This is a genomic window from Kineococcus xinjiangensis (assembly GCF_002934625.1).
GTDB lineage: Bacteria > Actinomycetota > Actinomycetes > Actinomycetales > Kineococcaceae > Kineococcus_A > Kineococcus_A xinjiangensis.
Map to the genome: position 1 here is coordinate 59,843 of NZ_PTJD01000014.1, position 23,037 is coordinate 82,879.

The 23,037-nt window shown below is 73.5% G+C and carries 21 protein-coding genes; 5 read left to right on the plus strand and 16 right to left on the minus strand.

The window, feature by feature from the left end; genetic code table 11:
- Positions 1 to 3 precede the first annotated feature (3 nt).
- The 6 genes from CLV92_RS16955 to CLV92_RS16980 all read right to left on the minus strand — a co-directional run bounded on the left by CLV92_RS16955 (position 4) and on the right by CLV92_RS16980 (position 7,121).
- A complete protein-coding gene (locus CLV92_RS16955) occupies positions 4 to 933 on the minus strand; it encodes a carbohydrate ABC transporter permease (RefSeq protein WP_211291218.1) in 930 nt (309 codons plus the stop codon).
- On the minus strand, positions 930 to 1,871 hold the full coding sequence (locus CLV92_RS16960; protein WP_104434681.1) for a carbohydrate ABC transporter permease: 942 nt from the start codon (positions 1,869 to 1,871) through the stop codon (positions 930 to 932). Before CLV92_RS16960 ends, CLV92_RS16955 begins: the two co-directional genes overlap by 4 nt.
- Before the next feature lie 67 nt (positions 1,872 to 1,938).
- Complete coding sequence (locus tag CLV92_RS16965) at positions 1,939 to 3,246, minus strand: ABC transporter substrate-binding protein (RefSeq protein WP_104434804.1); 1,308 nt, start codon at positions 3,244 to 3,246, stop codon at positions 1,939 to 1,941.
- Between the two features lie 242 nt (positions 3,247 to 3,488).
- Positions 3,489 to 4,712 carry an AGE family epimerase/isomerase gene (locus CLV92_RS16970; protein WP_104434683.1) on the minus strand — a complete coding sequence of 408 codons (1,224 nt, stop codon included), beginning with the start codon at positions 4,710 to 4,712 and terminating at the stop codon, positions 3,489 to 3,491.
- Between the two features lie 154 nt (positions 4,713 to 4,866).
- The gene (locus tag CLV92_RS16975; RefSeq protein WP_104434685.1) at positions 4,867 to 5,049 is read right to left on the minus strand and encodes a hypothetical protein; all 183 of its coding nucleotides are present in this window, start codon (positions 5,047 to 5,049) and stop codon (positions 4,867 to 4,869) included.
- A 506-nt stretch (positions 5,050 to 5,555) separates the two neighbouring features.
- Positions 5,556 to 7,121 (minus strand): pectate lyase family protein, encoded by a 1,566-nt coding sequence (locus tag CLV92_RS16980; RefSeq protein WP_104434687.1) that lies wholly within the window; start codon positions 7,119 to 7,121, stop codon positions 5,556 to 5,558.
- Between the two features lie 695 nt (positions 7,122 to 7,816).
- Here CLV92_RS16980 and CLV92_RS21590 point away from each other — a divergent pair.
- Entirely contained in the window at positions 7,817 to 7,963 is a 147-nt protein-coding gene (locus tag CLV92_RS21590) for a hypothetical protein (RefSeq protein WP_158257297.1), read from the plus strand.
- 211 nt (positions 7,964 to 8,174) lie between these two features.
- On the opposite strand, the gene CLV92_RS16990 is transcribed toward CLV92_RS21590, so the two are convergent.
- Together CLV92_RS16990 and CLV92_RS16995 are read right to left on the minus strand one after the other, a co-directional pair.
- A complete protein-coding gene (locus CLV92_RS16990; protein WP_146099612.1) occupies positions 8,175 to 8,783 on the minus strand; it encodes a hypothetical protein in 609 nt (202 codons plus the stop codon).
- Positions 8,784 to 9,203: 420 nt separating this feature from the next.
- Positions 9,204 to 10,364, minus strand: a complete 1,161-nt coding sequence (locus CLV92_RS16995) for an MFS transporter (protein ID WP_104434693.1) — start codon at positions 10,362 to 10,364, stop codon at positions 9,204 to 9,206.
- 67 nt (positions 10,365 to 10,431) lie between these two features.
- Between CLV92_RS16995 and CLV92_RS17000 the strand changes: the two genes are divergently transcribed.
- A complete protein-coding gene (locus CLV92_RS17000; protein ID WP_211291220.1) occupies positions 10,432 to 11,520 on the plus strand; it encodes a LacI family DNA-binding transcriptional regulator in 1,089 nt (362 codons plus the stop codon).
- Positions 11,521 to 11,652: 132 nt separating this feature from the next.
- On the opposite strand, the gene CLV92_RS17005 is transcribed toward CLV92_RS17000, so the two are convergent.
- Entirely contained in the window at positions 11,653 to 12,489 is an 837-nt protein-coding gene (locus tag CLV92_RS17005) for an aminoglycoside phosphotransferase/kinase family protein (protein WP_104434695.1), read from the minus strand.
- 126 nt (positions 12,490 to 12,615) lie between these two features.
- Positions 12,616 to 13,986: a cytochrome P450 gene (locus CLV92_RS17010; protein WP_170112777.1), complete on the minus strand. Its 1,371-nt coding sequence runs from the start codon at positions 13,984 to 13,986 to the stop codon at positions 12,616 to 12,618.
- A 206-nt stretch (positions 13,987 to 14,192) separates the two neighbouring features.
- Between CLV92_RS17010 and CLV92_RS17015 the strand changes: the two genes are divergently transcribed.
- Complete coding sequence (locus CLV92_RS17015) at positions 14,193 to 14,414, plus strand: hypothetical protein (protein ID WP_104434697.1); 222 nt, start codon at positions 14,193 to 14,195, stop codon at positions 14,412 to 14,414.
- Positions 14,415 to 14,462: 48 nt separating this feature from the next.
- On the opposite strand, the gene CLV92_RS17020 is transcribed toward CLV92_RS17015, so the two are convergent.
- Entirely contained in the window at positions 14,463 to 15,530 is a 1,068-nt protein-coding gene (locus tag CLV92_RS17020) for a sigma-70 family RNA polymerase sigma factor (protein WP_281256955.1), read from the minus strand.
- 116 nt (positions 15,531 to 15,646) lie between these two features.
- The gene (locus CLV92_RS17025) at positions 15,647 to 16,057 is read right to left on the minus strand and encodes a VOC family protein (RefSeq protein WP_245886923.1); all 411 of its coding nucleotides are present in this window, start codon (positions 16,055 to 16,057) and stop codon (positions 15,647 to 15,649) included.
- A gap of 317 nt (positions 16,058 to 16,374) precedes the next feature.
- Between CLV92_RS17025 and CLV92_RS17030 the strand changes: the two genes are divergently transcribed.
- Positions 16,375 to 16,602 carry a hypothetical protein gene (locus CLV92_RS17030; RefSeq protein ID WP_104434701.1) on the plus strand — a complete coding sequence of 76 codons (228 nt, stop codon included), beginning with the start codon at positions 16,375 to 16,377 and terminating at the stop codon, positions 16,600 to 16,602.
- Positions 16,603 to 16,640: 38 nt separating this feature from the next.
- On the opposite strand, the gene CLV92_RS17035 is transcribed toward CLV92_RS17030, so the two are convergent.
- From CLV92_RS17035 to CLV92_RS17045, 3 genes are read right to left on the minus strand one after another with little or no spacing between them, the layout of a single operon-like run.
- Positions 16,641 to 17,975 carry an MFS transporter gene (locus tag CLV92_RS17035; protein ID WP_104434702.1) on the minus strand — a complete coding sequence of 445 codons (1,335 nt, stop codon included), beginning with the start codon at positions 17,973 to 17,975 and terminating at the stop codon, positions 16,641 to 16,643.
- A 44-nt stretch (positions 17,976 to 18,019) separates the two neighbouring features.
- Positions 18,020 to 19,165 carry a serine hydrolase domain-containing protein gene (locus CLV92_RS17040; RefSeq protein WP_211291223.1) on the minus strand — a complete coding sequence of 382 codons (1,146 nt, stop codon included), beginning with the start codon at positions 19,163 to 19,165 and terminating at the stop codon, positions 18,020 to 18,022.
- Complete coding sequence (locus tag CLV92_RS17045) at positions 19,162 to 19,602, minus strand: DoxX family protein (RefSeq protein ID WP_104434704.1); 441 nt, start codon at positions 19,600 to 19,602, stop codon at positions 19,162 to 19,164. The genes CLV92_RS17040 and CLV92_RS17045 overlap by 4 nt, the downstream gene beginning before the upstream one ends.
- Before the next feature lie 196 nt (positions 19,603 to 19,798).
- Between CLV92_RS17045 and CLV92_RS21595 the strand changes: the two genes are divergently transcribed.
- Positions 19,799 to 19,978 carry a hypothetical protein gene (locus tag CLV92_RS21595; protein WP_158257298.1) on the plus strand — a complete coding sequence of 60 codons (180 nt, stop codon included), beginning with the start codon at positions 19,799 to 19,801 and terminating at the stop codon, positions 19,976 to 19,978.
- Between the two features lie 65 nt (positions 19,979 to 20,043).
- On the opposite strand, the gene CLV92_RS17050 is transcribed toward CLV92_RS21595, so the two are convergent.
- Complete coding sequence (locus CLV92_RS17050; protein ID WP_104434706.1) at positions 20,044 to 23,010, minus strand: Ig-like domain-containing protein; 2,967 nt, start codon at positions 23,008 to 23,010, stop codon at positions 20,044 to 20,046.
- Positions 23,011 to 23,037 lie beyond the last annotated feature (27 nt).

Here is a 23,037-nt window from a genome sequence, read left to right on the forward strand (position 1 = left end):
GCGTCACTTCGTGGCGCCGGAGGTGAGCCCGCTGTAGATGTGCCGCTGCAGCAGGAGGAACGCGACGAGGGTGGGCACGATGACGAGGATGGTCCCGGCCGCGATGACCTCCCAGCGCGCCCCGAACGGCCCGGTGAACCGGAACAGGGACGTCGAGATGACCCCCAGCTCCCGGGCGGGCATGTAGAGGTACGGCAGGTAGAACTCGTTGTAGATGGCGATGCCCTTGATGATCACCACCGTGGCCACCGCGGGCCGCAGCAGGGGGAAGACGATCCGGACGAAGATCGACAGCCGGTCGGCCCCGTCGATCATCGCCGCCTCGTCGAGGGAGCGCGGGATGGACCTCATGAACTGCAGGAAGATGTAGATGGAGACGATGTCGGTCCCCATGAACAGCACGATCGCCGACCAGCGGGTGTTGAACAACCCGAGCCCGGTGACCACCTGGAACGTCGCCACCTGCGTCGTCACCCCGGGCACGAGGGTCGCCACGAGGAACGCGCCCAGGACCAGCGACCGCCCGCGGAAGTCGAAGCGGTCGACGGCGTAGGCGGTCATCGACCCGATGACGATGGTCCCCGCCAGGGCCACGAGCAGGATGACGCCCGTGTTGACGAAGCCCCGGAGCATGCCGCCCTGCTGGAAGGCCGTGACGAAGTTGTCGAGGTGGAGCCAGTCCGCCGGCGGCTGGAGCGGACCGGTGCGGCGGTACTCCGCGTTCGTCTTGAACGCCGCGAAGAGGATCGTCACCAGGGGGGTCAGCGCGCACAGGCAGGCGACGACGAGGGAGGCGTACTTGGCCACGGCGGCGAGCACCGCCCTGGCGCGCAGCCGCCCGTGACCGGGCGCGGCGGGCCGCGGAGCGGCGAGGCCGCCGCGCGGCGCCGTGGACGGCGGCGCCTCGGAGGTCGGGTGCGTCCGGGTGCTCACGACAGGTCGCTCCCCTCGCCGGAGAAGAGGCGGCGCTGCACCCACGTGATCACCATGACGACGACCAGCAGGACCACCGCCATGGCCGAGGCGAGCCCCACCTGGCCGAACGTGAACGCCGCGTCCACGGTCTCGATCACGAACGTCGACGACCCGTTCGCCCCGCCCGTCATGATGTAGGGGATCTCGAAGACCGACAGCGCACCGGAGATCGAGAGGATGAAGGTCAGTCCGATGATCGGGCGGATCCCGGGCGCGATGATGTAGCGGAACTTCTGCCAGGCGCCGGCGCCGTCGAGGCCCGCGGCCTCGTAGAGCTCTTCGGGGATCGACTGGATGGCCCCGAGGAACAGGACGAAGTTCAGGCCCAGGTAGCGCCACACCGACGTCGCGGCCAGGGAGTGGTTGACGAGGCCGGGATCGCCCAGCCAGTGCGGGGGGTCGCCGACGCCGGCCAGCGCCAGCAGGGCGTCCAGGGTCCCCCCGGGGCGGAAGAAGTAGAGGAACACCAGCCCGATGGCCACCCCGTTGACCAGGTACGGGAAGAAGACGATCCCCTTGAAGAGGTTGCGGAACCGGGTGCGGAAGCTCAGGACGGTCGCCAGGTACAGCGCCAGCGCCATCTGCACGAGGGCACCGGCCAGGTAGTGGAGGCTGACGAGGAAGACCCCGAACACCTCGCGGTCGGTGAGGACGGTGGCGTAGTTGTCCAGCCCGACGGGTTCCTTGGTGGCGTCGAGCCCGTCCCAGGAGGTGAAGCTGTACCAGACCATGGTGGTGACCGGGACGTAGGTGAAGGTCACCAGCAGGGCGAGGGGGGCCGCGAGGAAGAGCCACGGCGTTCCCCACCACCCGCGCAGTCCACCGCCCCGAGGGCGGGGCCCCGCCGGGGCGTGCGGCGTCGTCGCGGCTGCGGCGGTGCTCCCGAGAGCGGTCATCGGCGTTGCCTCTCTGCCGGGGTTGCGGGCCGCCCAGGGGGCGTCGGGGGGCCCGCAACCGCTGTTCTCAGCTCGCGGACACCTGCGCGCGGGCGGCGGCCCAGCGGGAGTTCAGGTCCCCGAAGACGAAGGCCTCGTCGCCCTCGGCGGCGCCCCGGGCGACGTCGAGGAACTCCTGGCGGTACTTCTCCCCCGCCAGGTCGATCTCCGCGGTGTTGTAGATGTCGGAGAGGACGCTCTCCTCGCCGGCCGGTGCGGGCGAGAGCTCCACCTGCTCCACGCCGTGGGCCTCGAAGTCCTCCAGGGCCGGGGGCGCCTCCCCGTCGAGGCGGGGGGACAGCCCGCCCTGCTCCGCCGCGAACCCGGAGGAGTCCAGGAACCAGTCGACCCACGCCCGGGCAGCGTCCGCGTTGTCGGAGTGCCTGCTGATGCCGATCTTGTAGTCGCCGCTCACGGTGGAGTGGAAGTCGCCGTCCACCTTCCACGGCATGGGCCAGAAGCCGATGTCGTCGGCCGACCCGCCGGCCGCCTCCGCCGCCTCCTGCATCTGGGGCACGGCCCACGAGCCGAGCACCATCGTCGCGACCTCACCGGAACCGATGAGGTTCTTCGACTCCTCCCAGTTCGTCGTCGTCGGGTCCGGCTCGGACAGCCCGCGCTCGACGATCCGGTAGAGCAGGGAGTCGATGGCGTGCTGCTCCTTCCCCTCGGTCCAGGGCGCGTCGTCGCGGGTGCGCTCCAGGAGCGCGTCGGGCCCTGCGATGGAGCCCTGGTTGGACTGCCACTGCGCCAGCGGCCATCCGTCGGCGTAGTTGGTGTAGTACGGGATCGCGTCGGTCTTCTCGTCGATCGCGGCCAGCGCCTGCAGGAACTCCTCGGGCGTCTCCGGCGGGGCCGTGATCCCGGCCTCCGCCCACACGTCGGTGTTGAGGACGTAGCCCATGGCGGTGCCGAAGGTCGCCAGCCCGTACACCTCCCCCTCGTAGGCCGCCTCGTCGACGAACCGGTAGGTGCGGCCGAGCTCCTCGGTGCTGCCGAGCGGCGCGAAGAACTGCGGGAGCTGGTCCTTGGTGACCTGGTTGGGGATGAGGAGGACGTCGCCGTAGTCGCGGGAGTTCAGGCGGACGGAGACGTCGCCCTCGTAGTCGGTGACGGCCTCGAACTGCACGTCGACGCCGGGGTGGAGGGCCTCGAACTCCTTCGCGTAGCCCGCCAGCGTGGTGTCCACGATGTCCGTGCGGTTCGTCAGGACGGTCACCGTGCCGGTGATCTCGCCGTCCGCGCCGTCGGTGCCGGAGGCACCTCCGGCACCGCAGCCTGCGAGCAGTGCCGCCGCGGCGGCCGTCGTGACCAGAGGGGTGGTCTTCCGGGACATGTCGTGGTCCTCGCTCTCGTCGTCGTCGACAGGGGTGGAGCGGTGCGCGGATGCCGGGCGGCGGTGCATCGCCGGCCCGCGGCGGCCTCGAGACAGGAGTGAAGCGGTTAAGTAAAGCCAAGTCAACCGGTTCAGCAATCTGGGCTTGACCGGTTAAGCCCTGCACGGACGGGGCTCCGGGCTCCCCGACGGCCCGGCCCTCGTCGCGCCCGTCCCGGACGGTCCCCGGCCGCCGAGGACCCCTACCCCACCAGTCCCGCCGCCGCCGCCGCGGCCAGACCCGGGGCCAGCGGCGCCCGCGGCAGCAGCGTGGCCTGCACCGCGTGGTACAGGTCCGGCTTGCCCGGCCACACCGTCGCCGCCGACCGGTTGCCGCTGTCCAGCTCGTGCCGCCACGAACCCCGCTCCACGTCGACGAAGTGCAGGCGCACGTGGTCCCACCACTGCGCGTACAGCTCGGCGTAGGAGTCCGCCCCCGTCCGGGCGTGCAGGGTCGCGGCCGCCCCCACGGCCTCCGCGGCGACCCAGTGCAGGCGCTGCCGCACCACCGGCCGCCCGTCCCAGTCCGTCGTGTAGACGAAACCCGCAGCGCCGTCGGCGTTCCAGCCGTCGCGGACCGCTCGCGAGAACAGGGCCTCGGCGCTCTCCAGCAACCACCCCGGAGCCGTCGCCCCCAGCGCGGCCTCCAGGTGCAGGAGGAGGCGCGACCACTCCAGCGCATGCCCGACCGTCGCACCGAAGGGCTTGAACTGGTCCCCCGGGCACTCGCGGTTGTACTCCGGCTGCGGCCGCCACTCCTCGTCGAAGTGCTCCGGCAGCCGCCACTCGCGCTCCCGCGCCCACCCCACCGCGCGCTCCGCGATGCGCAGCGCGCGGTCGAGGAGCGCCCGCTCCCCGCGGGCGTCGAAGGCGGCCAGCAGCGCCTCGACCCCGTGCATGTTCGCGTTGAGGCCCCGGTAGCCGTCCAGCCGGCCCCACGCGGTGTCCCACAGGTCGGCGAAGAGGCCGTGCTCCTCCTCCCAGAAGCGGGTGAGGAGGACGTCGAGGGCCTCGTCCAGCAGCTCCCGCGCCCCAGGGCGCCGCGCCGTGGTCGCCGAGGCCGCGGCGAGCACCACGAACGCGTGGTCGTAGCAGGCCTTGCCGGGTGCGGCCTCACCGTCGGCCGACACCTGCGGGTGCCACCCGCCGCGCCGGCCGTCCCGCAGCACCCCCGTGAGCCCGGTGAGGGCGGCGTCGGCCAGGGGACCGGCGCCCGGCAGGCCCAGCAGAGCGCCCAGGGAGTACACGTGCGCCATCCGGGCGGTGATCCACGTGTGCACGGGGGCGTCGAGGTCGGGGGTTCCGTCCTCGCCCAGCCAGGCCGCGCCGCCGAGCGGGTGCGGGAAGCGGACGCCGAAGTCCAGCAGGCGCTGGGTCTCCCCGCCCAGCCATCGGAGGTGGGCGGGCTGCCGGAGCCAGGGCTTCACGGGTGCTCCTTCGGAGTGGGGTGCGCGTGCGGCGCTCCGCCGCGTCAGCGACCGGGCGGCACCTGCCGCTCCCGGTGGCCCGCGAACGTAGGAACTGGACGGCACTGATGTCAACGTTGACGCAGCCGGCCCGGCCGCGGGCTCCGCGCAGCGCTCAGGCGCTGCGCACCTCCCAGGTGAAGTCCACGCCCAGCGACCTGTCCTGGGCGGCGTTGTCGTCGCGGACCACGCAGGTGACGCGGCAGTGCCGCACCTGGCGCTCCGCGGAGGTCCCGCCCTCGAACAGGGCCGCACCCGCGCGCCGCCGCCCGGCGCACGGCGCACGGCGTGCCGGCACCCTCGCCGGTCTCCTCGACGACGACGTCGACGTAGGACGCGAGGGAGTCGTCCGGGCCGGCGGCGGTGCTGCGGAAGGCGGCGTGCAGCCGGACCTGCGCGGGGAGGTCGCCGTCGTAGGCGACGTCGATGCAGGAGCTGCGCGGCTGCCCGGGCACCAGGCCGTCGAACGTGAGGAGCGCGGACGTGGTGCCGGGCGTGCTGAGCGCAACCCCGCCCGCGGCGAAGGTGTTGCCCTCGTTGCGCGTCTCGTGGCCGCCCGTGGCGGTGGCCGTCTGCCACATCCACTTCGAACAGTCCTGCATAGCCGGCCCTGAGTTCTGCAGGATTCAGACGCACCGGTGCAGGACCAGCGGTGCGACATCCAGAGCGCTCACGTACCTCGACTGCTGGTTGATCTGGGCCATCCCTTCTGCCGCCACGAACCGCGCCTGGGGAGGGTGGGGCGCCGGGCGCGGCTGTGGGTGGGTCCCCGGGAGGAACCCACCCACAGCCGTTCATGCTGGACTACTTCGCGTATGTCTCGAACTCCGCGATGCGCGGGGTGCCTGAGGCGGAGGTGATCTGGAACGTGATCTTGCTGAGCGACGTCGAGGAGAACGAGACGGTGCCGGGAGCACCGGTGCCCGAGGCCAGAACCGCGCCGCTGCCAGCGTTCAGGACGCGCCACCCGGTGATGGTGCCGCCGCCCGAGGCGGTGCGGATGTTGATCTTCGAGACCGTCTTGGCGGTGCCCCACTTGACCGAGATCGAGCCGGTCGTGCCGCTCGGGGACCAGTAGGTGCTCAGGCTGCCGTCGATCGCGTTGCCGTAGCTCGTGCCGCTGGCCTTGCTCGAGCCGTCGGCGCCCGCGCCGATGCTCAGGTTCGTGCCGGTCGGCGTGGTCGGGGTCGCGCTCGAGGTCGGCGTCGGCGTGCTCGTGGCCGTCGGCGTCGGGGTGGCCGTCGCGGTCGCCGTGGGGCTCGGCGCCGGGGTCTGCGGGGTGCAGGAGCCGTCCGAGACCTTCAGGCCCTTGTTGGCGCCGGCCGTGGCGGCGACGATCGCCGGGACGCAGCTCGCGCCGTCGAGCTTGTACGAGTAGGGGACGCTCGCGGTGCCCGTGGACGCCATGCTCGGACCGGCCGGGTTGTACTCGCTGCCCTTGGGCGACCACGTGACGTTGTCGAGGATGTTGCCCGCGGTCTGCCAGGTGCCGGCCGCGCTCGTGTAGAACGTGCCGAGCACGTCCTTGGAGTCCTCGAAGTAGTTGTTCTCGACCTTGGCCCTCGCGCCGGCGCGCGAGTTGATTCCCGACTCGTTGAGGTTCACGTAGTGGTTGTTGTAGATGTGCGCCAGGCCGCCACGCAGCAGCGGGGTGCGCGAGTCGATGTTCTGGTACAGGTTGTGATGGAACGTGATGTTCGTGTTTCCCGTGTCGGTCTCGCTCGAGCCGATGAGGCCGCCACGGCCCGAGTTGCGCAGGATCGCGTACGAGAGGGTCACGTTCTCGACGTCACCCTTCATGTCGAACAGGCCGTCGTAGCCCTCCGACTCGCCACCCGATGCCTCGAGAGTCACGTGGTCGACCCACACCTTGCGGACGGTCGACTCCATGCCGATCGCGTCGCCGCCGTTGGACGTGGGCGAGCCCGACTTCTTGACGTTCTTCACCGTGACGTTCTGGATGATGATGTTGCTCGAGTCACGGATGTGGATGCCGATCTGGTCGAACGTGGCACCGCTGCCGACACCGACGATCGAGATGTTGCTGATGCCCTTGAGCTCGATCACGCCGGCCGCAGTGGAGCAGCTGCCGGACACCGCGGCGGTGTTCCCGACGGTGATCGTGCCCTGCACCTCGATGGTGAGGGGGGTGCTGGTGCTCGCGCGGCCGCAGATCGCGGCATGGATCTGGGTGCCGGTCGAGGCGGTGACCGTCTGCCCGCCGGCACCGCCGGTGGCGCCAGTCGCGAAGCCGTTCGCGCTGCCTGTCACGCCAGCCTGCGCGCCCATGGCCATGGCCGTCAGGCCCATCGTGGCCGCCAGGGCCACGGCGGCACCGGTCGCGAGGGGACGTCGTGCGACTGCTGTCATCAAAGCTCTCCTTCATCGCGGAACTCAGAGCGTCCCGTACCTGCACCTAGTACACGTCCGCGCCGGCTCATCCCAGCTCTCACCGCGAGCTTCTTGGAGCGCCGCCGCCCACCGCCCAGGGGGCCGTCTTCAGTGGGTTTCGACCCGCGGACGCTCACCGGCACGTCAAATTGCAGAGGAGAACACACCCTTGATCTCGCAAGGGGATTCACGTCGCCCAGACAGCTGCCGCGGGTGGTCGACGCACACTATCGCCGCACCGGAAGCCACGGCAAGCGGTTTCTGAAGATCATTGCGCTCTGCCCGTGGTGGCGTGAGCCGTCGCCACAGACGCGGTGTCGAAGGTGTTGAGTTCCCCCACCCTTCGGGCGGGAGGTGCCCCCAGTAGGGCCTGGCCGGTCACGATGCTGGCGACCCAGCTCAACCGCCGCACCCGTCAGGACCTTGCGTGCTCTTCCATCGCGCCAGCCTCGACGTCTCCCGCGACCTCGCCCAAGCCATCGCACGCTTGCTGTCCGCTCGCCGCATCCACCTCGGCACCCGCCGGGGCCGGCGAACTCTCGGATGCTTTGCCCAGGCGGTCTTGGTGCTGCGGTTCATGCGCCAGCGCGTCGCAGTCGCCGACCTCGCACGCGACAACCAAGTCCCGCTGAAGACCGCCTACGGGGGGCACCTCCCACGAAGTGGGGGACTACGTGAACTCCGCTCGCGCCTTCGTCGGGCACGGCATCGCCCACCTCAAGACCCGCTGGCGAGCTCTCGCCCGCGTCACCCTCTGCCTTTGGCGGATCTCCGCGATCGCCGCCACTGCCCTTGTCCTCAGCAACCTGGAGAACCGCTAGCGACAAAGCCTCACTGACTTCGATCCGCCCTCACCGCGCACTCCCGACGAATCCACGAGATGCAGCGGAAGCCTGATGCGCAGCGAAGTGCAGCCGCCTCGCCGCAAGGCCGTTCCGGCTCGGTCAGCTCGGTGCGCACGTGATCATCGGCGGATCCAGGCTCAGTGTCCAGAGGGGGTGGCCGTCAGCGCCGCGCAGGTCCGATAGGTCTTCAGGAGTTCGCGACCGTGAGGTGCACCGGGGTCAGCCGGGTTCCGGGCCCGGTGATCCTGCGACCCAGGTCGGTGTACTCGGCGCTGTCGGCGTAGGGAATCCGGAGATCGATGCAGATCTTGCCGTGGGTGTAGCGGGCGAAGGCCTGGTCGGCGTACTTCAACTCGAGTCTCGGGTAGCCCTTGAAACCGATCGTCGTCCCGACTTCCAGCTCGTCGATCGGGGTCCAGGACGCTGGCACGCCGATCTTCTCGTGAACGCGACGCAGCTCCTCGTGGCCCGCGATGGCGAAGTGAGCGCTGACGGCACCGGTGACCAGGGTGATCACGTCGATGGTGGCCGGGACGGCCCAGCGGTGACGGGTGGGGATGAGCTTGCTGATCGCCATGACGCTCACGAGGACGCCGGGAAGGTAGAGCAGCGCCGCCCAGAGCCACCCCAGGGGGCCACTGGCGAAGCCACCGAAATGTACGACCAGGGCGACGATCGCGCACCACGCCAGTCCGAAGAGGACCGCTAGGGCCATGATGAGGGGACGGGCTGCGCCGTGGCGAGGGCGCCCGTCATCGCCGGCCATGGAGTGGTCCTGGCCTGCTGAGTCGCTCATGGCAGAAGTCTGGTCTCCCTTCATCGAGCCTGGATCCGCCGATGATGTTGGCGATCCGACGTGATCGAAGTCTGTCGTCGCCTGCGAGGCAGCGTTGATCACACCGAGTCGGCCCTCATCCGGGCTGCACCCACGGGGTGCGGCCCGGATGTGACGTGCCAACGGGGCAGTTCTTGTGGGTCACAGGTAGATCCGGAGGTGATCGGCTTGCCGCGCTCATGATCATCAGTGGATCCAGGCCGACGCCTCGTCGGTAGCGGTCCTCCATGGCACTGAGGACCAGGGCGGCGGCCGTGACGGCGGTGCCCGGTGTCGGAGCCGGCGATGCCGTCGCATCCCTTCGGCGTCGTTCGAACTCGGTGTCCGGCACTGCGCTGGAGGACTGGTGGCGGCGCTCCATCGCTGCTGGGTCTCGCCTGTTCAGCGGGGTGCGCGGATCCTGGCGATGGTGGGCCGCGCGAGGACGGTGAAGAGGGCCGCGATGGCGGCGACCCCGAGCATGGCGCCGCGCAAGCCATGACTGTCGGCGAGCCGGCCGACGATGACCGGGCCGCAGAGGAAGCCGAGGTAGGCGGTGGTGGAGATCAGGGAGGTCACGCGACCCCGGACGGCTTCAACGACGCCGGCGGTGCTGGCGCTGAGGAGGGTGGGGAAGAGCACGGCGGTGCCGGCGGCTGCGCACGCCAGACCGAGCAGCGCCAGGGGGACACTGCGTGAGCCGGCCAGGAGGACCGTGCCCGCTGTGGCCACGGCGCCACCGGTGAGGAGCAGGACGACAGGGCGCAGGTGGCTGAGCGATCCCGCGGCGAGGCGCGTGATCGCGGCGACGGTGGCGAACAGTGCCGGGGCGACGGCCGCCAGGGCGGGTGAGACCGTCAGCACGTCGACGAGGTAGATGGCACCCCAGCTCTGGTGCGCGTTCTCCACCGCGAAGGCCAGAGCGGCCACCACCCCCACCGCTACCAGCAAGGGCGACCGCAGCCAGGGCGGCGGGCTCGCGATCGCATCGCGTCCGGGACCCGTCGCCCCGGCGGGGGTCCGAGGGTTTCCGTGCTCCGCCGGGGTGCCGCGCAGGAGGAACCGCGCCGCGATGCCGGCGATCAGGACGACACCGCTGAACGCCACCCACAGCGGCGCACCGAGGCGCTGCAGCAGACCGGTCAGGAGGCTGGCCGCAACGACGGCTGCGGAGAACGTGGCGTGCGAGAAGGTGATCACCGGACGCCGGCACGTCCGTTCGGCGGCTCCGGCGACTGCGTTGATGGCGACGTCCGCAGATCCTGACGCGGCCCCCAGCAGCAGCAGCGCGACGCTCAAGCTGAACGCCCCCCTGGCGAGGACGGCGACGAGCACCCCCGCCACGCCGAGAGCGACGAGGGCTGCGGCCGGCACCCGAGGTCCCCACCGGTCGCTGGCCCGGCCGGTCAGGAGCATCGCCGGCAGCGCTCCGGCCGCGACGAACAGCAGAGCGGTGCCCAGTTGCCCGTCGTCGACCTCTGCGTGCGCCTTGATCTGGGGCAGGGCAGCGCCCCACACCCCCCACAGGGCACCGAAGGCCGCGAAGGCCCAGTAGGCCGCCACCGACCGGGACCTCGTCCGGGGATGTGTGATCGTCACCGTCTTAACGTTACACAGCTAGGGTGGCGGCATGCCAGGACAGCGTCGGGTGACCATGCCGGACGTCGCCCGGGAGGCAGGGGTCTCGGCCATGACCGTCTCCTACGCCTTCAACCACCCGCAGCGGGTCGCCGAGGCGACGCGCCGACGAGTCCTGGACGCCGCTGAACGCCTCGGCTACAGCGGCCCCCACCCCGGCGCCCGCTCCCTGCGGCGCGGGCGCACCGGCACTCTCGGCGTGGTGCTCGGCGAGCACCTGACGTACGCCTTCGACGACCCCCAGGCAACGCAGTTCCTCGGCGGCGTCTCCAGCGTCTGCGTCGAGCACGAACTCGGCCTCACCCTCCTCCCGGTCACCGGAGGCCCCTCAGACGCCGCGCGGATCCGTGAAGCGGCGGTGGACGCCCTGATCCTGTGGACCAGCGCCGATGACGACCCGGTCCTGGACGCGGTCCTGCAGCGGGGCTTGCCTGCCGTCGTGCACGGCGGGCCGGCCAGGGAGGGGCTCGGCCTCATCGGCATCGACGACCGCGCCGCCGCGCGCGCGGTGGGCGCCGCAGCCTTCACCGGCGCCAGGGCACCCGCCGTGCTGTCCTTCCCGACGGGCCGGGACAGACAGCCCAGGCTCCTGCGCGGTCCCGCCCCGGACGCGGCCCGCTTCAGCGTCACCCGCCACCGACTGCAGGGCTACGCCGACGCAGCCTCAGCCGCCGGCCTGGACTGGGCACGGATCCCCGTGCTCGTCCTCGCCCGCAACGACCGCGCAGAGGCCGAAGCCGCCACCCAACGCCTCCTGCAGGACAGCGAGACCCCCGTCGACGCGATCGCCGCGATGAGCGACGAACTCGCTCTCGGCGCCCTGGCCGCCGCCCACCGGCTCGACCGCAGCATCCCCGCGCAGCTGGCCGTCACCGGCTGGGACGACACCCCGGCCGCCGCGGCCGCCGGCCTGACCACCATCGCCCAGTCGCTGCGCCACCAAGGCGAACTCTGCGCCCGATCCGTCATCGAACCCGGCGCCGCCCCGGCGCAGGCGCAGAACGCGCCGGTCTGGCAGCTCGTCCACCGGGCCAGCACTCACGGATCCCCACCCGCCGACGACGTCTCGAGGGCCCACTGACAGGGGCTCGACGTCCATGCCGACCACGTCACCGCGCCCCTGCTCCTGCAGCTCTTCGACCGGCTGCTTCCGTCGTGCCGGCGCGGGCGGCATCCGGTGGCGCCCGACGACGAGCCGGTGCAGGAGCCGTCGTCAGGGGCGGGTGAAGGTGGCCCGGTCGTCGTGGAGTTCGGTCAGCGCCTGCTCGAGGCGGTCGATGACGCCGGCGTCGACGAGCCTGGCGAACAGGGGATCACCGCAGGCGGCCAGGGCGCGCAGGGTGCGGGCGTGGTCGGAAACCCGCTCCTGCACCGCGTCCAGGACCTCGGCGACGCCGCCGGTCCATCCGTAGGCGTCGAGGAAGAGCCGCAGCCTGCGGGGACGGTCGGCGAAGTCGGTGAAACCCTCGGCGGTCACGACGGCCCGGGCGTGCAGGGGCACCCAGGAGAACGCCACGAAGGCGAGGTCCCACGCCCTGGAGCAGGGCCCGGCGAAGTCCCAGTCCACGAAACCCGCGAACACCCCCACCGGGGCCTGTGGGCCGGCCTCCGAGGACTGGGTCTGCGGGGTGGGCTGCCAGACGGCGTTGTAGGGACCCGCGTCGTTGTGGCCGATGACCTCACCCGGCCGCCAGGGCCGCAGCGACGTGCGCCAGCACGCCCCCTCGGGCGGGACGAAGTCGGCCACGGCCTCGTGGTAGCGGCGCAACCAGCCGCCGACCTGGACGAGGGTCTCATCGGCGTGCGCCCACGCGGGCCAGGGCCGCTGGGTCCCGATGGTGTCTCCGGGCAGGAAGGTCAGCACCTCCCGGCCCTGCTCGTCGATGCCGAGCACCCGAGGCACCCCGTCCAGCCGCTTGGCCTCCAGGTGCCGCAGCAGCGCATGCACGGCCGGTGTCCACGCTCCGGTGTGGCGACGCACGGTGGCCCCGACCGCGACGGCACCCTCGTCGTTGCCGCCGACGAGCCTCTGCTCCTGCACGCCGCCCATGCTCGCAGCGACCACCCCCGGGCCGGCGCAGGGACCTCGGTGCAGCCCCCACCGACGAAGGCTCACCGACCATCCCGCGGAAGCGCCGCCGAGCTCAGCGACCGGTCGGCACCCCGGGTCCGCTGCTCACCGCAGGCGCACGGGCAGGTGCTCCCAGCCGCGCAGCACCCGGGTCGAGGTGCGCCGCGCGCCCGGCTCGGCGCGCATGCCGGGGAAGCGCTCGAACAGCGAGCGCAACCCCACCTCCCCCTCCAGTCGCGCCAGTGCCACCCCGAGGCAGAAGTGGCGCCCCGCGGAGAACGCGAGGTGCTCACGGACGTTCTCCCGGCGCACGTCGAAGCGCGCCGGGTCCTCGAACACGGCCGGGTCGCGGTTCGCCGCGCCGAGGAGCAGGACCACGCGGCTGCCGGCGCGCACCTCCTGCCCGGCGACCGCCGTGTCGCGCAGCGCCTGCCGGCCCACGATCTGCACCGGGGACTCCAGGCGCAGCACCTCCTCGACCGCCTGCGGCCACAGGTCCGGTTCGGCGCGCAGCACCTGGAGCTGGTCCGGGTTCGCCAGGAGCAGGTGCACGGCGGAGCCGAGCAGGTTGACCGTCGTCTCGAAGCCCGCCGCCACGAGGAGTCCGGCGGTGGCGCGCAGCTCCCGCTCGGTGAGGCGCTGCCCCTCCTCGGTCGCGGTGACGAGGCGGCTGAGCAGGTCCTCCCCCGGCGCGCGGCGCAGGTGCTCCAGGTGCCGGCCGACCCAGTCGTCGAAGCCGCGCAGCGCCCCCTCGACGGTGCGGAACTGCCGCCAGGGCGCGACGGCCTCCAGGCTCATCGCCAGCCCGGCCTCGAACTCGCGGACCTCGGAGCGGCCCTCGACGGGCACGCCCAGCAGGTCGCAGATCACCGTCACCGGCAGCCGCCCGGCGAAGGGCCGCACCACGTCCACCACCGGCTCGGGGGCGCGCGCCAGGTCGTCGAGGAGGCCGTCGGCGGTGGCCTGCACCTGCCCCCGCAGCCCCTCCACGGAGCGCGGCGTGAAGACCCTGGAGACCAGCTTGCGGTACCGGGTGTGGTCGGGACCGTCCACGGCGAGCATCGAGGGCGGCTCGATTGGGTGCACGGGTGCGCCGCGCCCGGCCCAGTCCAGCACCCGCCGCACCCGGGGGCTGCTGACGTCGTCGAAGCCGCCCATGCCGAAGTCGGCGCTGCCCAGGACCTCGCGGGCGACGGCGTGGGAGGCGCTGACCCAGGAGAAGCGGCCCCGCACGAGGGGCCCGGCCGCCCGGACGCGCTCGTGGAGGTCGTACGGCTCCCGCCAGACCGCGGGGTCGCTCAGCAGCAGCGACTGCAGGTCCCCGGCGCGCGCGCTGCGGCGCACCGCCACCCGGGGCAGGCCGTGGGCGACGCCCCAGCGCACGGCGCTGCGCAGCGCGGCCGCCCGCACCGGCACGACCCCCGGGCGGTCCGGGGCCTCGACCGGGCTCTGCGTCCGCGTTCCGGGCTGGGTCATCGTCGGGCACCGCTCCTCCGGCCGGGGCGGCGCCGGGGCGCCGCGCGTGCGGCCAGTCTCCTGCACGCCGCGGGGCTCCGACAGCCCCGCACCGGGGGTTGCGGACCGCGGGACCGCGACGGACGAGCCCGCTCGGGTGGCCGCCCGAGGGGGCCGTCCGGGGCGCACTGTCGCCACGGGCACCCCTCAGGGCGCACACTGGACCCATGACGTCCCGTCCGGGCACGACCCGGCGCCGCCTGCCCACCAGTCCCTTCGCCGTGGAGGAGGCCGCGCCCGCTGTCGAGTACGACGTCGACGACCGGGTCACCCACGACCGCTTCGGGATGGGCAGGGTGCAGTCCACCGAGTTCCCCACCTGGGTCACCGCCCGCTTCTCCTGCGGGCTGGTGCGCGTCCTCAACAACTCCAAGCTCAGCAAGATCTGACCTGAGCCGGGCGCCCGGGCCCCGAGGGGCCCGGTGCTGCCCGCAGGCTCAGTCCGCGAGGGCCTCCGGCAGGCCGAAGCGGTCGAAGAGGCCGGGGTCGAAGAAGGCCACCACGTGGCCCACCCGCACCCCGTCCGCCGTTGCGGCCAGGTCGAGCACCTGGAGCTGGAACGCCCGGTGGACGCCGTCGGCGCCGCGCATGTACAGCCCGAAGGCCGGCTGCCCGTTCGCCGAGGTGGGGACCATCCGCATGTCCCCGGCCGCCTGCGCCGGGCAGTTGCCGGCGATGAGGGTGGTGATCGCCTCGCCCCCGCGGTACCAGCCCGTGAAGGGCGGCATCTCCCACACCGCGTCGGCGGTGAAGAGCTCCACCATGCCGCCGACGTCGTAGCGCTCGAACGCGGAGACGTAGCGGTCCAGCAGCGCCCGCAGCTCCGCGGACTCGGGTTCGCGGGTCTCCTCCGGGGTCGCCGCGAGCTGCTCGATCTGCCCGCGGGCCCGCTGCAGGGCGCTGTTGACGGCCGCGACGCTCGTGCCCAGCAGGTCGGCGACCTCCGCGGCCCGCCACGCCAGGACGTCGCGCAGCAGCAGCACCGCCCGCTGGCGCGGGGGCAGGTGCTGCAGCGCGGCCACGAAGGCCAGGCGGACGCTCTCCCGGGCGGCCACCACCCCGGCGGGGTCGCCCGCGCCGGGACCGGCGCCGACCCGGGCGTCGGGCACGGGCTCCAGCCAGGGCACCTCCCCGTCCGTCGTGAGCTCCCCGCGGGGGTCGGCGGGTTCCGCGCCCAGGCCGGACGGCAGCGGCCGCCGCTGCCGGCTCGCCAGCGCCGTGAGGCAGACGTTGGTGGCGATGCGGTGCAGCCAGGTGCGCAGCGAGGAGCGGGCCTCGTAGGTGTGGAACGAGCGCCAGGCCCGCAGGTACGTCTCCTGGACGAGGTCCTCCGCGTCGTGCACGGAGCCCGTCATCCGGTAGCAGTGGGCGAACAGCTCCGCCCGGTAGCGGTCGAGCGCCTCCTCGGGGAACCCGCCCGCGGGCGGGGCGTCACCCCCCGGCGCGACCTGCGCGTCCCCGGCCACGTCCCCGATGGCCTCGCTGCTCACCCGTGTCGTCGGCACGGCGGCGAGCGTACGCACGGGCACCGACACGGCGACAGGTCCTGCGGCAGGTCCGGTGACGGCCACGGTCTCCTCCTCGGGCGGTTCTCGGACGGCTCCCGGCGGTTTCCCGCGGATCAGGCGGGGCACTGCTCCCCGGCGACCACCGCGGGGTCCATCCACATGACCTCCCAGACGTGGCCGTCGAGGTCGGTGAACGCCCGCCCGTACATGAACCCCTGGTCCATCGGCTCGCGGGGTTCCTCCCCGCCCGAGGCGAGCGCCTCGCGCACCAGGGCGTCGACGTCCTCGCGGCTGTCGGCGGACAGGCACACGAGCACCTCGGTCGTGGCGCTCGCGTCGGCGACCGGCCGGGGGGTGAAGGTCGCGAAGAAGTCGCGTGCGATGAGCATCGCGAAGGCCTGATCGTTGACCTTCATGCAGACGGCGTTCTCGTCGCAGAACTGCTCGTCGAAGCCGAAGCCGAGGCCGGTGAAGAAGTCACGGCTCTTCTGCACGTCGGCCACCGGCAGGTTGACGAAGATCATGCGGTTCACGGCGGGCTCCTCGGGTCGCGGGTCTCTCTTCCACCCCTACCGACTCCCCTCCCCGCCGGAACTCATCGCGGGCACCGCTGCTGCGGGAGCTGGGGCTGGGCACCCACCGCGGGATCCTCCTCGCCGTCCTGACCGTCGCCTCGACGAACGACCCGGAGGCGCTGAAGCCCTCGGCGCCGACCGGCAACCACCTCTGAGGGCCCGCGGGCGACCGGGTCCACCTGCGGTTCCGGGAGGCCGGGGCGGGAGTTCGCGGCTACGTTCTCGGATCGACCTGAACACACCCGAGGACCGAGGAGGAACCGATCGTGCAGATCCCCAAGGACCAGATCCTGCAGCTCCTGCAGAGCCGCGGTGAGACCGGCAAGGCGCAGCAGGCCGAGGGCCAGCTCCCCGACCAGGTGGACCCCGAGCAGCACTCCGGGCTGCTGTCCTCCCTGGGCATCGACCCGCAGGAGCTGATCTCGATGGTCAGCGGCCTCGGCGGCAAGGGCGGAGGCGGGCTCGGCGGCATCGCCGGCAAGCTCGGCCTCTGAGCGCACGCCGCCCGGGGAGCAGGCGCTCCCCGGGCGGCTCACGCACCGGCCGCCTCCGGCAGCGGCTCCGGAGCGCACCCGGCGGGCGATGCGGACCCGTCGAGCGGGTGCGCGATCTCGTCGGCCGGGAGGCGCCCCGCCACCACCGCCACCACGGCGAGGGCGAGCGGCACCAGGCCCGCCACGAGGAAGACCGCCGTCATCCCGAACAGGGCCGCCGCCGGCCCCGCGAGCGCCATGGACGCCGGCATGAGCGCGAGGGAGACGAAGAAGTCCAGGCTCGCCACCCGCCCGAGCAGGGCCGGCGGGACCCGCCGCTGCAGCAGCGTCCCCCAGATGACCATCGGCGCGTTGAACAGCGCCCCGGCGACGGCACCGGCCACGACCATGGGCCACAGCGCGGTGGAGAGCCCGAACACGACCATCGGCACGCACCCCACCCCCCACATCAGCGTCATGACGGTGAGGTAGCGGCGCGGCATCCGCAGCGAGGCGACGACCGCGGAGCCCAGGGCCCCGCCGAGGCCGAACGCCGCGAGCACGAGGGCGTGCTCGCGCGGGCCACCGCCGGCGCGGTCGCGGACGGCGAAGGGCGTGAGGACCTCCAGCGGCCCCATCATCGCCAGCACCATGCCCGAGGCGAAGAGCAGCGTCACCAGCAGCCAGCGGGTGCGGACCATGAAGCGGAACCCCTCGGCGAGGTCGCCGAGCACCGCGCGCACGGGCGACGTGGCGGTGCCGGCGCCCGCGGCGAGGTCGCGGCGCAGGGGCGTGACGGGCAGCGCCAGCAGGCACGCGGCCGAGGCGGCGGCGGCCAGCGCGGTCGCGCCCAGCGCCGCCCCGGGGGAGGCCGCGGCCACGAGCACACCGGCGAGCGCGGGCCCGCCCGCCTGCACGAAGATCGGGCGCAGGGCGCCCTCCAGGCCGTTCGCCGCGAGCAGCTCCTCCTCCGGCAGCAGCGCCGGCAGCAGCGCGGAGTAGGCCGGGTAGTAGACGCCCGCGGCGAGCCCGGAGAGCAGGCCCGCGGCGGCGAGGTGCCACAGGGCGAGGACCTGCGCCAGCGACAGGGCGGCGACGACGCCCGTGGAGCCCGCCTGCACCACCGCGACGGCGAGCAGGATGTGCCGCTGCGGCACGCGGTCGGCGAGCACCCCGCCGAGCAGGGTCGTCAGGAGCATGCCGAAGGCGCCGAGGGAGACGACGAGGGAGAGGTCCTGCGGCCCGCCGCCGAGGGCGACGACCTGCCAGACCAGGGCGACGGTCCACAGCCCCGCGCTGAGCAGCGACAGGGCCATCGATGCCGCGAGGAGGCGGTAGTGAGGGTGGCGCAGGGGCCGCAGGGCCCGCGGTGCCACCCGGGACGTCTCAGCCATGGCCCGTTCCTACAGCGGGGCGCCGACGTGGTGGAGGGTTCAACTCACCCTTCCGCCAGGCAGGAGTGCAGGCAGGCCCAGAAGGCGTCGAACCCGCCCTCGGGGCCGCCCATCATCCGCTGGGTGAACAGCACGGCGGCCACCTGCCGCGCAGGGTCGGCGTAGCCGGTGGTGCCGAGGCCGCCGCACCAGCCGAAGCGCCCGGGGGTGCTCCACGGACGGCCCGGCTCGACGGCCACCTCCACGCCGAGGCCCCAGGAGCAGCCGGGTTCCAGCATCGCGGCGGCGCTCGCGCGCTGCCCCGGGCCGAGCCGGTCCGACGTCATCAGCGCCACGGACTCGCGGCTCAGGACACCGCGCCCGCCGTCGAGGAGGGCCGTCAGGAACGTCAGGTGGTCGGCCGCGGTGGAGAGCAGCCCGCAGGAGAGCGACTCGAACGCGGGAGGAGCGGCGAAGACCCCGCCGGGGGCGTCGAACGGCTCCAGTCCGCCCTCGGTCGCGGGCGCGTAGGAGGTCGTGAGCCGCTGCGGCTCGCGGGTCCAGAACCCGGTGGAGGTCATCCCCAGCGGGTGCAGGACCCGCTCGGCGAGCACCTCGCCCAGCGGCCGGCCCGTCGCACGGGCCAGCAGGACGGCCAGCACGTCGTAGCCGGTGTGGTAGAGCCAGCGCTCCCCCGGCTGGTGCGCCAGCGGCAGCGCCCCGAGGCGGGCGAGGAACTCGTCGTGCCCCACCGCGGGCGGCAGCGGGCCGGGCGCGAGGCCCGCCTCCTCCATCGCCCGCCGCAGCGGCGCCGGGTCCTCGAGGTGCCCCAGCCCGAACGTCATCGTCAGCAGGTCGCGGACCACGACGGGGCGCCGGGCCGCGACCGTGGCGTGCAGCGCGCCCGCCGGCTCGGCGAGCACCCGAGGGGCGGCGAGCTCCGGCAGCCAGCGGCCCACCTCGTCGTCCAGGGCGAGGACGCCGTCCTCGACGAGCGCGAGGGTGAGCACCGCGGCGACCGGCTTGGTGAGGGAGGCGATCCGGAACAGCGCGCCCGGCTGCAGCGGCTCGGCGTCACCGAGCGCCGCGCTCCCCCCGGCGCGGACGTGCGCCTCGCCGCGGTGCCGCACCGCCGCCACGTAGCCGGGCATCCGGCCGGCGGCGACCTGCCCGTCCAGCAGGTCCCAGAGCGGCCGCAGACCGGCGCTCACGCCGCCGCCCGCGTGCGGGCGAGGGGCAGCTGGGTGCGGACGGCGGGCTCCCGCAGCCACAGGCCCACCCACATCAGCGTGCCCATGTAGATCGGGAAGAGGGTCGCGGAGAGCAGGGGGTCCTCGACGCGCAGGTGGGCCGTGACGGCGCCGCCGAGGTAGCCGGTGAGCAGGACGGCGCCCAGCACCGTCGTCGGCCGCAGCAGGTGCAGGGCCAGGCAGAGCAGCTGCACGACTCCCATCACGATCGCCGACTCCGGCGGGAAGCCGAGCCGCTCCGTGGCCTCGACGACGGGAGCGGGACGGACGAGGTGCGCGACGCCGTCGACGGCGAGGAAGGCGCTGAACAGGGCGGTGAGCACCCAGCCGGTGCGGACGGCGGCACGGCGGGGACGCCGGGCGGTCGTGGCGGGCGCGAGGACGGTGGTGTCGGGCATCGGGGTCTCCTCGGAGCGGACGGGTGCTCAGCGCGGACGGCGGGTGCCCCCCACGCCCTGTCCGACTCCCCGGGACCCCGGAACTCATCGCCCGCGCGCCGGGCGGATCGTCACACGATCGCAATGTTCGCGCCCGAAGAACCGCAAAGTGCGTTGTCCACTCTGAGCGGACCCACCCGACCCGTGAGGAGCTGTCATGGTCACTTGCCCCTCCTTCCTCGCCGAACTCAAGGCGCAGATGGACCTCGCCCTGCAGCAGGAGCGCGTCGCCGGCGACCTCGGCGACACCTCCGCCGCCGAGGTCGCCAGCGGCCGGCTGGCCGACCTGCGGGAGCTGCTGGAGCGCAACTCCGAGCCGCTCGCCGAGCCCGCCTGAGCACTCCCCCGAGCCACCGCCCCGGCGGGACCCGGCCCAGGCCCCCCGCCGGGACCGCCTCCCCGTCAGGGGGCGGGGGCCAGGGCGATGACCTCGATCTCGCTCATCGTCATGTACGTGCCGGGCCGGGCGGTCATCACGACGCGGACGGCGTCGACCCGACGCGGCGGGAAGGCGACCTCCACGACCGGGGCCGTCGCGCCCCCGGAGGGCACCGCGACCTCCGGCGCGGCGTCCACCCACTCGCCGTCCCCGGTGCGGGTCTGCACGAGCAGCCGCGCGGGGTAGCTCTCCGTCCCGTCGCGGTAGGAGTGGGCGCGCACCTTCGCGACGTGGCGCGGTGCGGGCAGGGCCGTGGTGACGGTGTCGGAGGGGTTCTTCGTCCCCGGCTTCCAGTTGGACCAGGCCTTGTCGGTGGTCCTGCCGTCGTGCAGGGCGGCCGGTGAGTACCCGCGCTCGGTGAAGGTGGCGGTGGCCACGACTCCCGGGGCCAGCGCCGCGTTCTCCTCGACCGGCTCGGTGACCGTGACCCTCGCCGTGGCGTCGAGCCGGCGGCCGTCGCCCGCGTCGGCGGTGCCGGTGACCGTCACGACCCCGACCCGGGAGTAGGCCCCCTCCGGCGGTGCGTGCCACGTGACGGGCCGCTGCACCTCGCGTCCCAGCGATCCGACCGCGGCGACCGTCGCGGGCAGTTCGGGCTCCCCGCCGGCGAACGTCCGCGCCGCGGCGGGCAGCGTGGAGGTGAGGGTGTCCACGACGACCTCGGCGCGGGCCCGGTGGCGCCGCCCGGCCGCGTCGGTCGCGGTGCCCCGCACCTCGACGATCCCCGGCTTCCTCCACAGCGGCTCCGGCGGAGGGTTCCACGTCACCGGCAGGGAGGCCCCGGCACCGTCGGGATGCACGGGCACGACGAGGCCGGGCAGCACCGGGGCGACCCCCGGCACGGTGAACGCCTCGACGGGCCGGATCCCGGTGACCGTCTCGTCGACGAGGGTCCACAGCTGGTTGGCACCCGACGTGGGCCGGTACGTCGTGACGGGCGAGCCGTCCGCCGTGGCCCGGCCGCCGACTTCCAGCAGGCGCCCGGTCGCGACGTTGACGAGCGTGACCGTGCCGTCGCCGGTGGTCGACGCGATCCACTGCGCCGCGGCGTCCGGCTCCCCCTCCGCGGGCACGAGGACCGGCGCGCCGGCGGCGACGGAGAGGCGGCGCCCGTCCGCGACGCTGGTCACGGCGTAGCGCGCCCGGTTCGTGCCCTTCGCCGCCACGGCGTCCAGCCGCCACAGCTGGGCGGCGTCGTCCGCGTCGTCGGTGCGCACGGCGGTCCGCCCGTCGGCGCCGGCCGTCAGCGACCTCCCGCTCTGCACGCCGCGGAGGCGGTAGGTGTGCCGGTCCTGGACGAGGGCCTGCTCGGCCGCCGCGCCGGAGACCCCCTCGACGAGGAAGGTGGTCACCGACTGGGCCGGCACCTCCACGGTGGCGCGTCCGTCGACGACCCGGACGGGAGCGCCCTGCACCAGCGGCCTCCCGGCGGTCGTGACGACGGGGGTCACCTGTGCGTCGCCGGCCACCTTGCGGAACCCGGTCAGGTCGAGGGTCACCGTCCGGGGCGCCGTGCCGTCGTTGACGTGGACGACCGTGGCACCGCGCTTCGTCACCGCCGCGGCGGAGGAGGTGTCGTCCACGGCGACGAGGCGGTCCCCGGGGCGGATGTAGTGGGTGAAGTTCCGCGCGGTGTCGTACTTGGTGTTCGTCACCACCGGGCAGCGGGCGAGGGTGTCGGCCGGGGAGCAGCTGAACGGCACGTGGATGCTGCCCCAGTTGCTGCCGGCCTGCGTCGGCGTGGACCTGGTGAGGTCGTGGTTCTCCACCGGCTGCCAGAACACCCACGCCTCCGGTTCCAGCTCCCGCAGGTCGTCGGCCATCCGCTCGGCGATGCCCAGGCCCGGCACCATGCTCGTGGGGTTCCAGCCGGAGAGGAAGGAGCCCTCGACCTCGCTCATCCACAGCGGCTTGTCCTCGCCCTTGGCGATGTCGCGGACGGCGGTGCGCATCCGCGTCCCGTAGGTGTGGACGTTGAGCTGGGCGACCGCGGCGCGCACGTCGTCGGGGTAGGTGGCCCACTCGGCCGCGAACAGCTGCGGGTCGGTCTCGTCCATCGCGGAGACGACCGCGCCGCTCGGGGAGGCCTGCAGCCGCTCCGCCAGCGCCCGCACGACCTCGTGCTGCACGTCGGTGCTGATGTGGGCACCCTCCTGCTTGGTGGGCAGCGGCCTGCCGTCGGCACCGAGCTTCGTGCTCCAGTAGGTCGTGCCCGGCTCGTTGAACGGGTCGACGGTGGCGACCTCGATGCCGTGGGCCTGCTCCAGGTGCTCGGTGGCGCGCACGAGGTAGGCGGCGAACTCCTCGACGCTCTCCGGCCGCAGCTGGTTCGCGGCCGGGTCGAGGCCGCCGGAGACGTAGCCGCTGACGGTCTGGAAGTACGGGGGTGAGTTGCTGAACGTCTCCCACTTCGTGATGTCGCCCTTGATGCGGTCCACCCACCAGCGCTGGCGGGGGTCGGCGTCGAGGTCCCAGTGGGCCGGGTCGTCGGGGTTCCACCAGTCCTTGTCGGCCAGGCCCACCCCCGCGGGCGCCCGCCACCAGCCGGGCACGGCCGACCCGGGGCGCAGGTAGTCCGGCACGTCGGGGGCGTGACCACCGCCGATGTTGTACCGGGCGATGTTGAGGTTCAGGCCCTCCTCGCTGAAGAGCAGGCGGTACAGCTCCTCGCGGACCTCGTCGGAGTAGCCGCCGGTGGCGTTCGCGAACCAGACGAGGCTGGTTCCCCAGCCCTGGAACTCCGGCCCCTGGTAGGAGGGGTCGGGACGGACGGTGACGGCGTTCGCGGCCTGGGCGGAGGACGCGGCGGTGGCTGCGGCGGTGGGGGCGGCCGCGGTGGGGGCGGCGGCGGTGGGGGCGGCCGCGGTCGTGGCCACCACCGCGACGGCGCCGAGCCCGGCGAGCAGCCGGGCGCTGGTTCGGGAGCTCACGGGAGATCCTCCTGGGTGGGGACGACG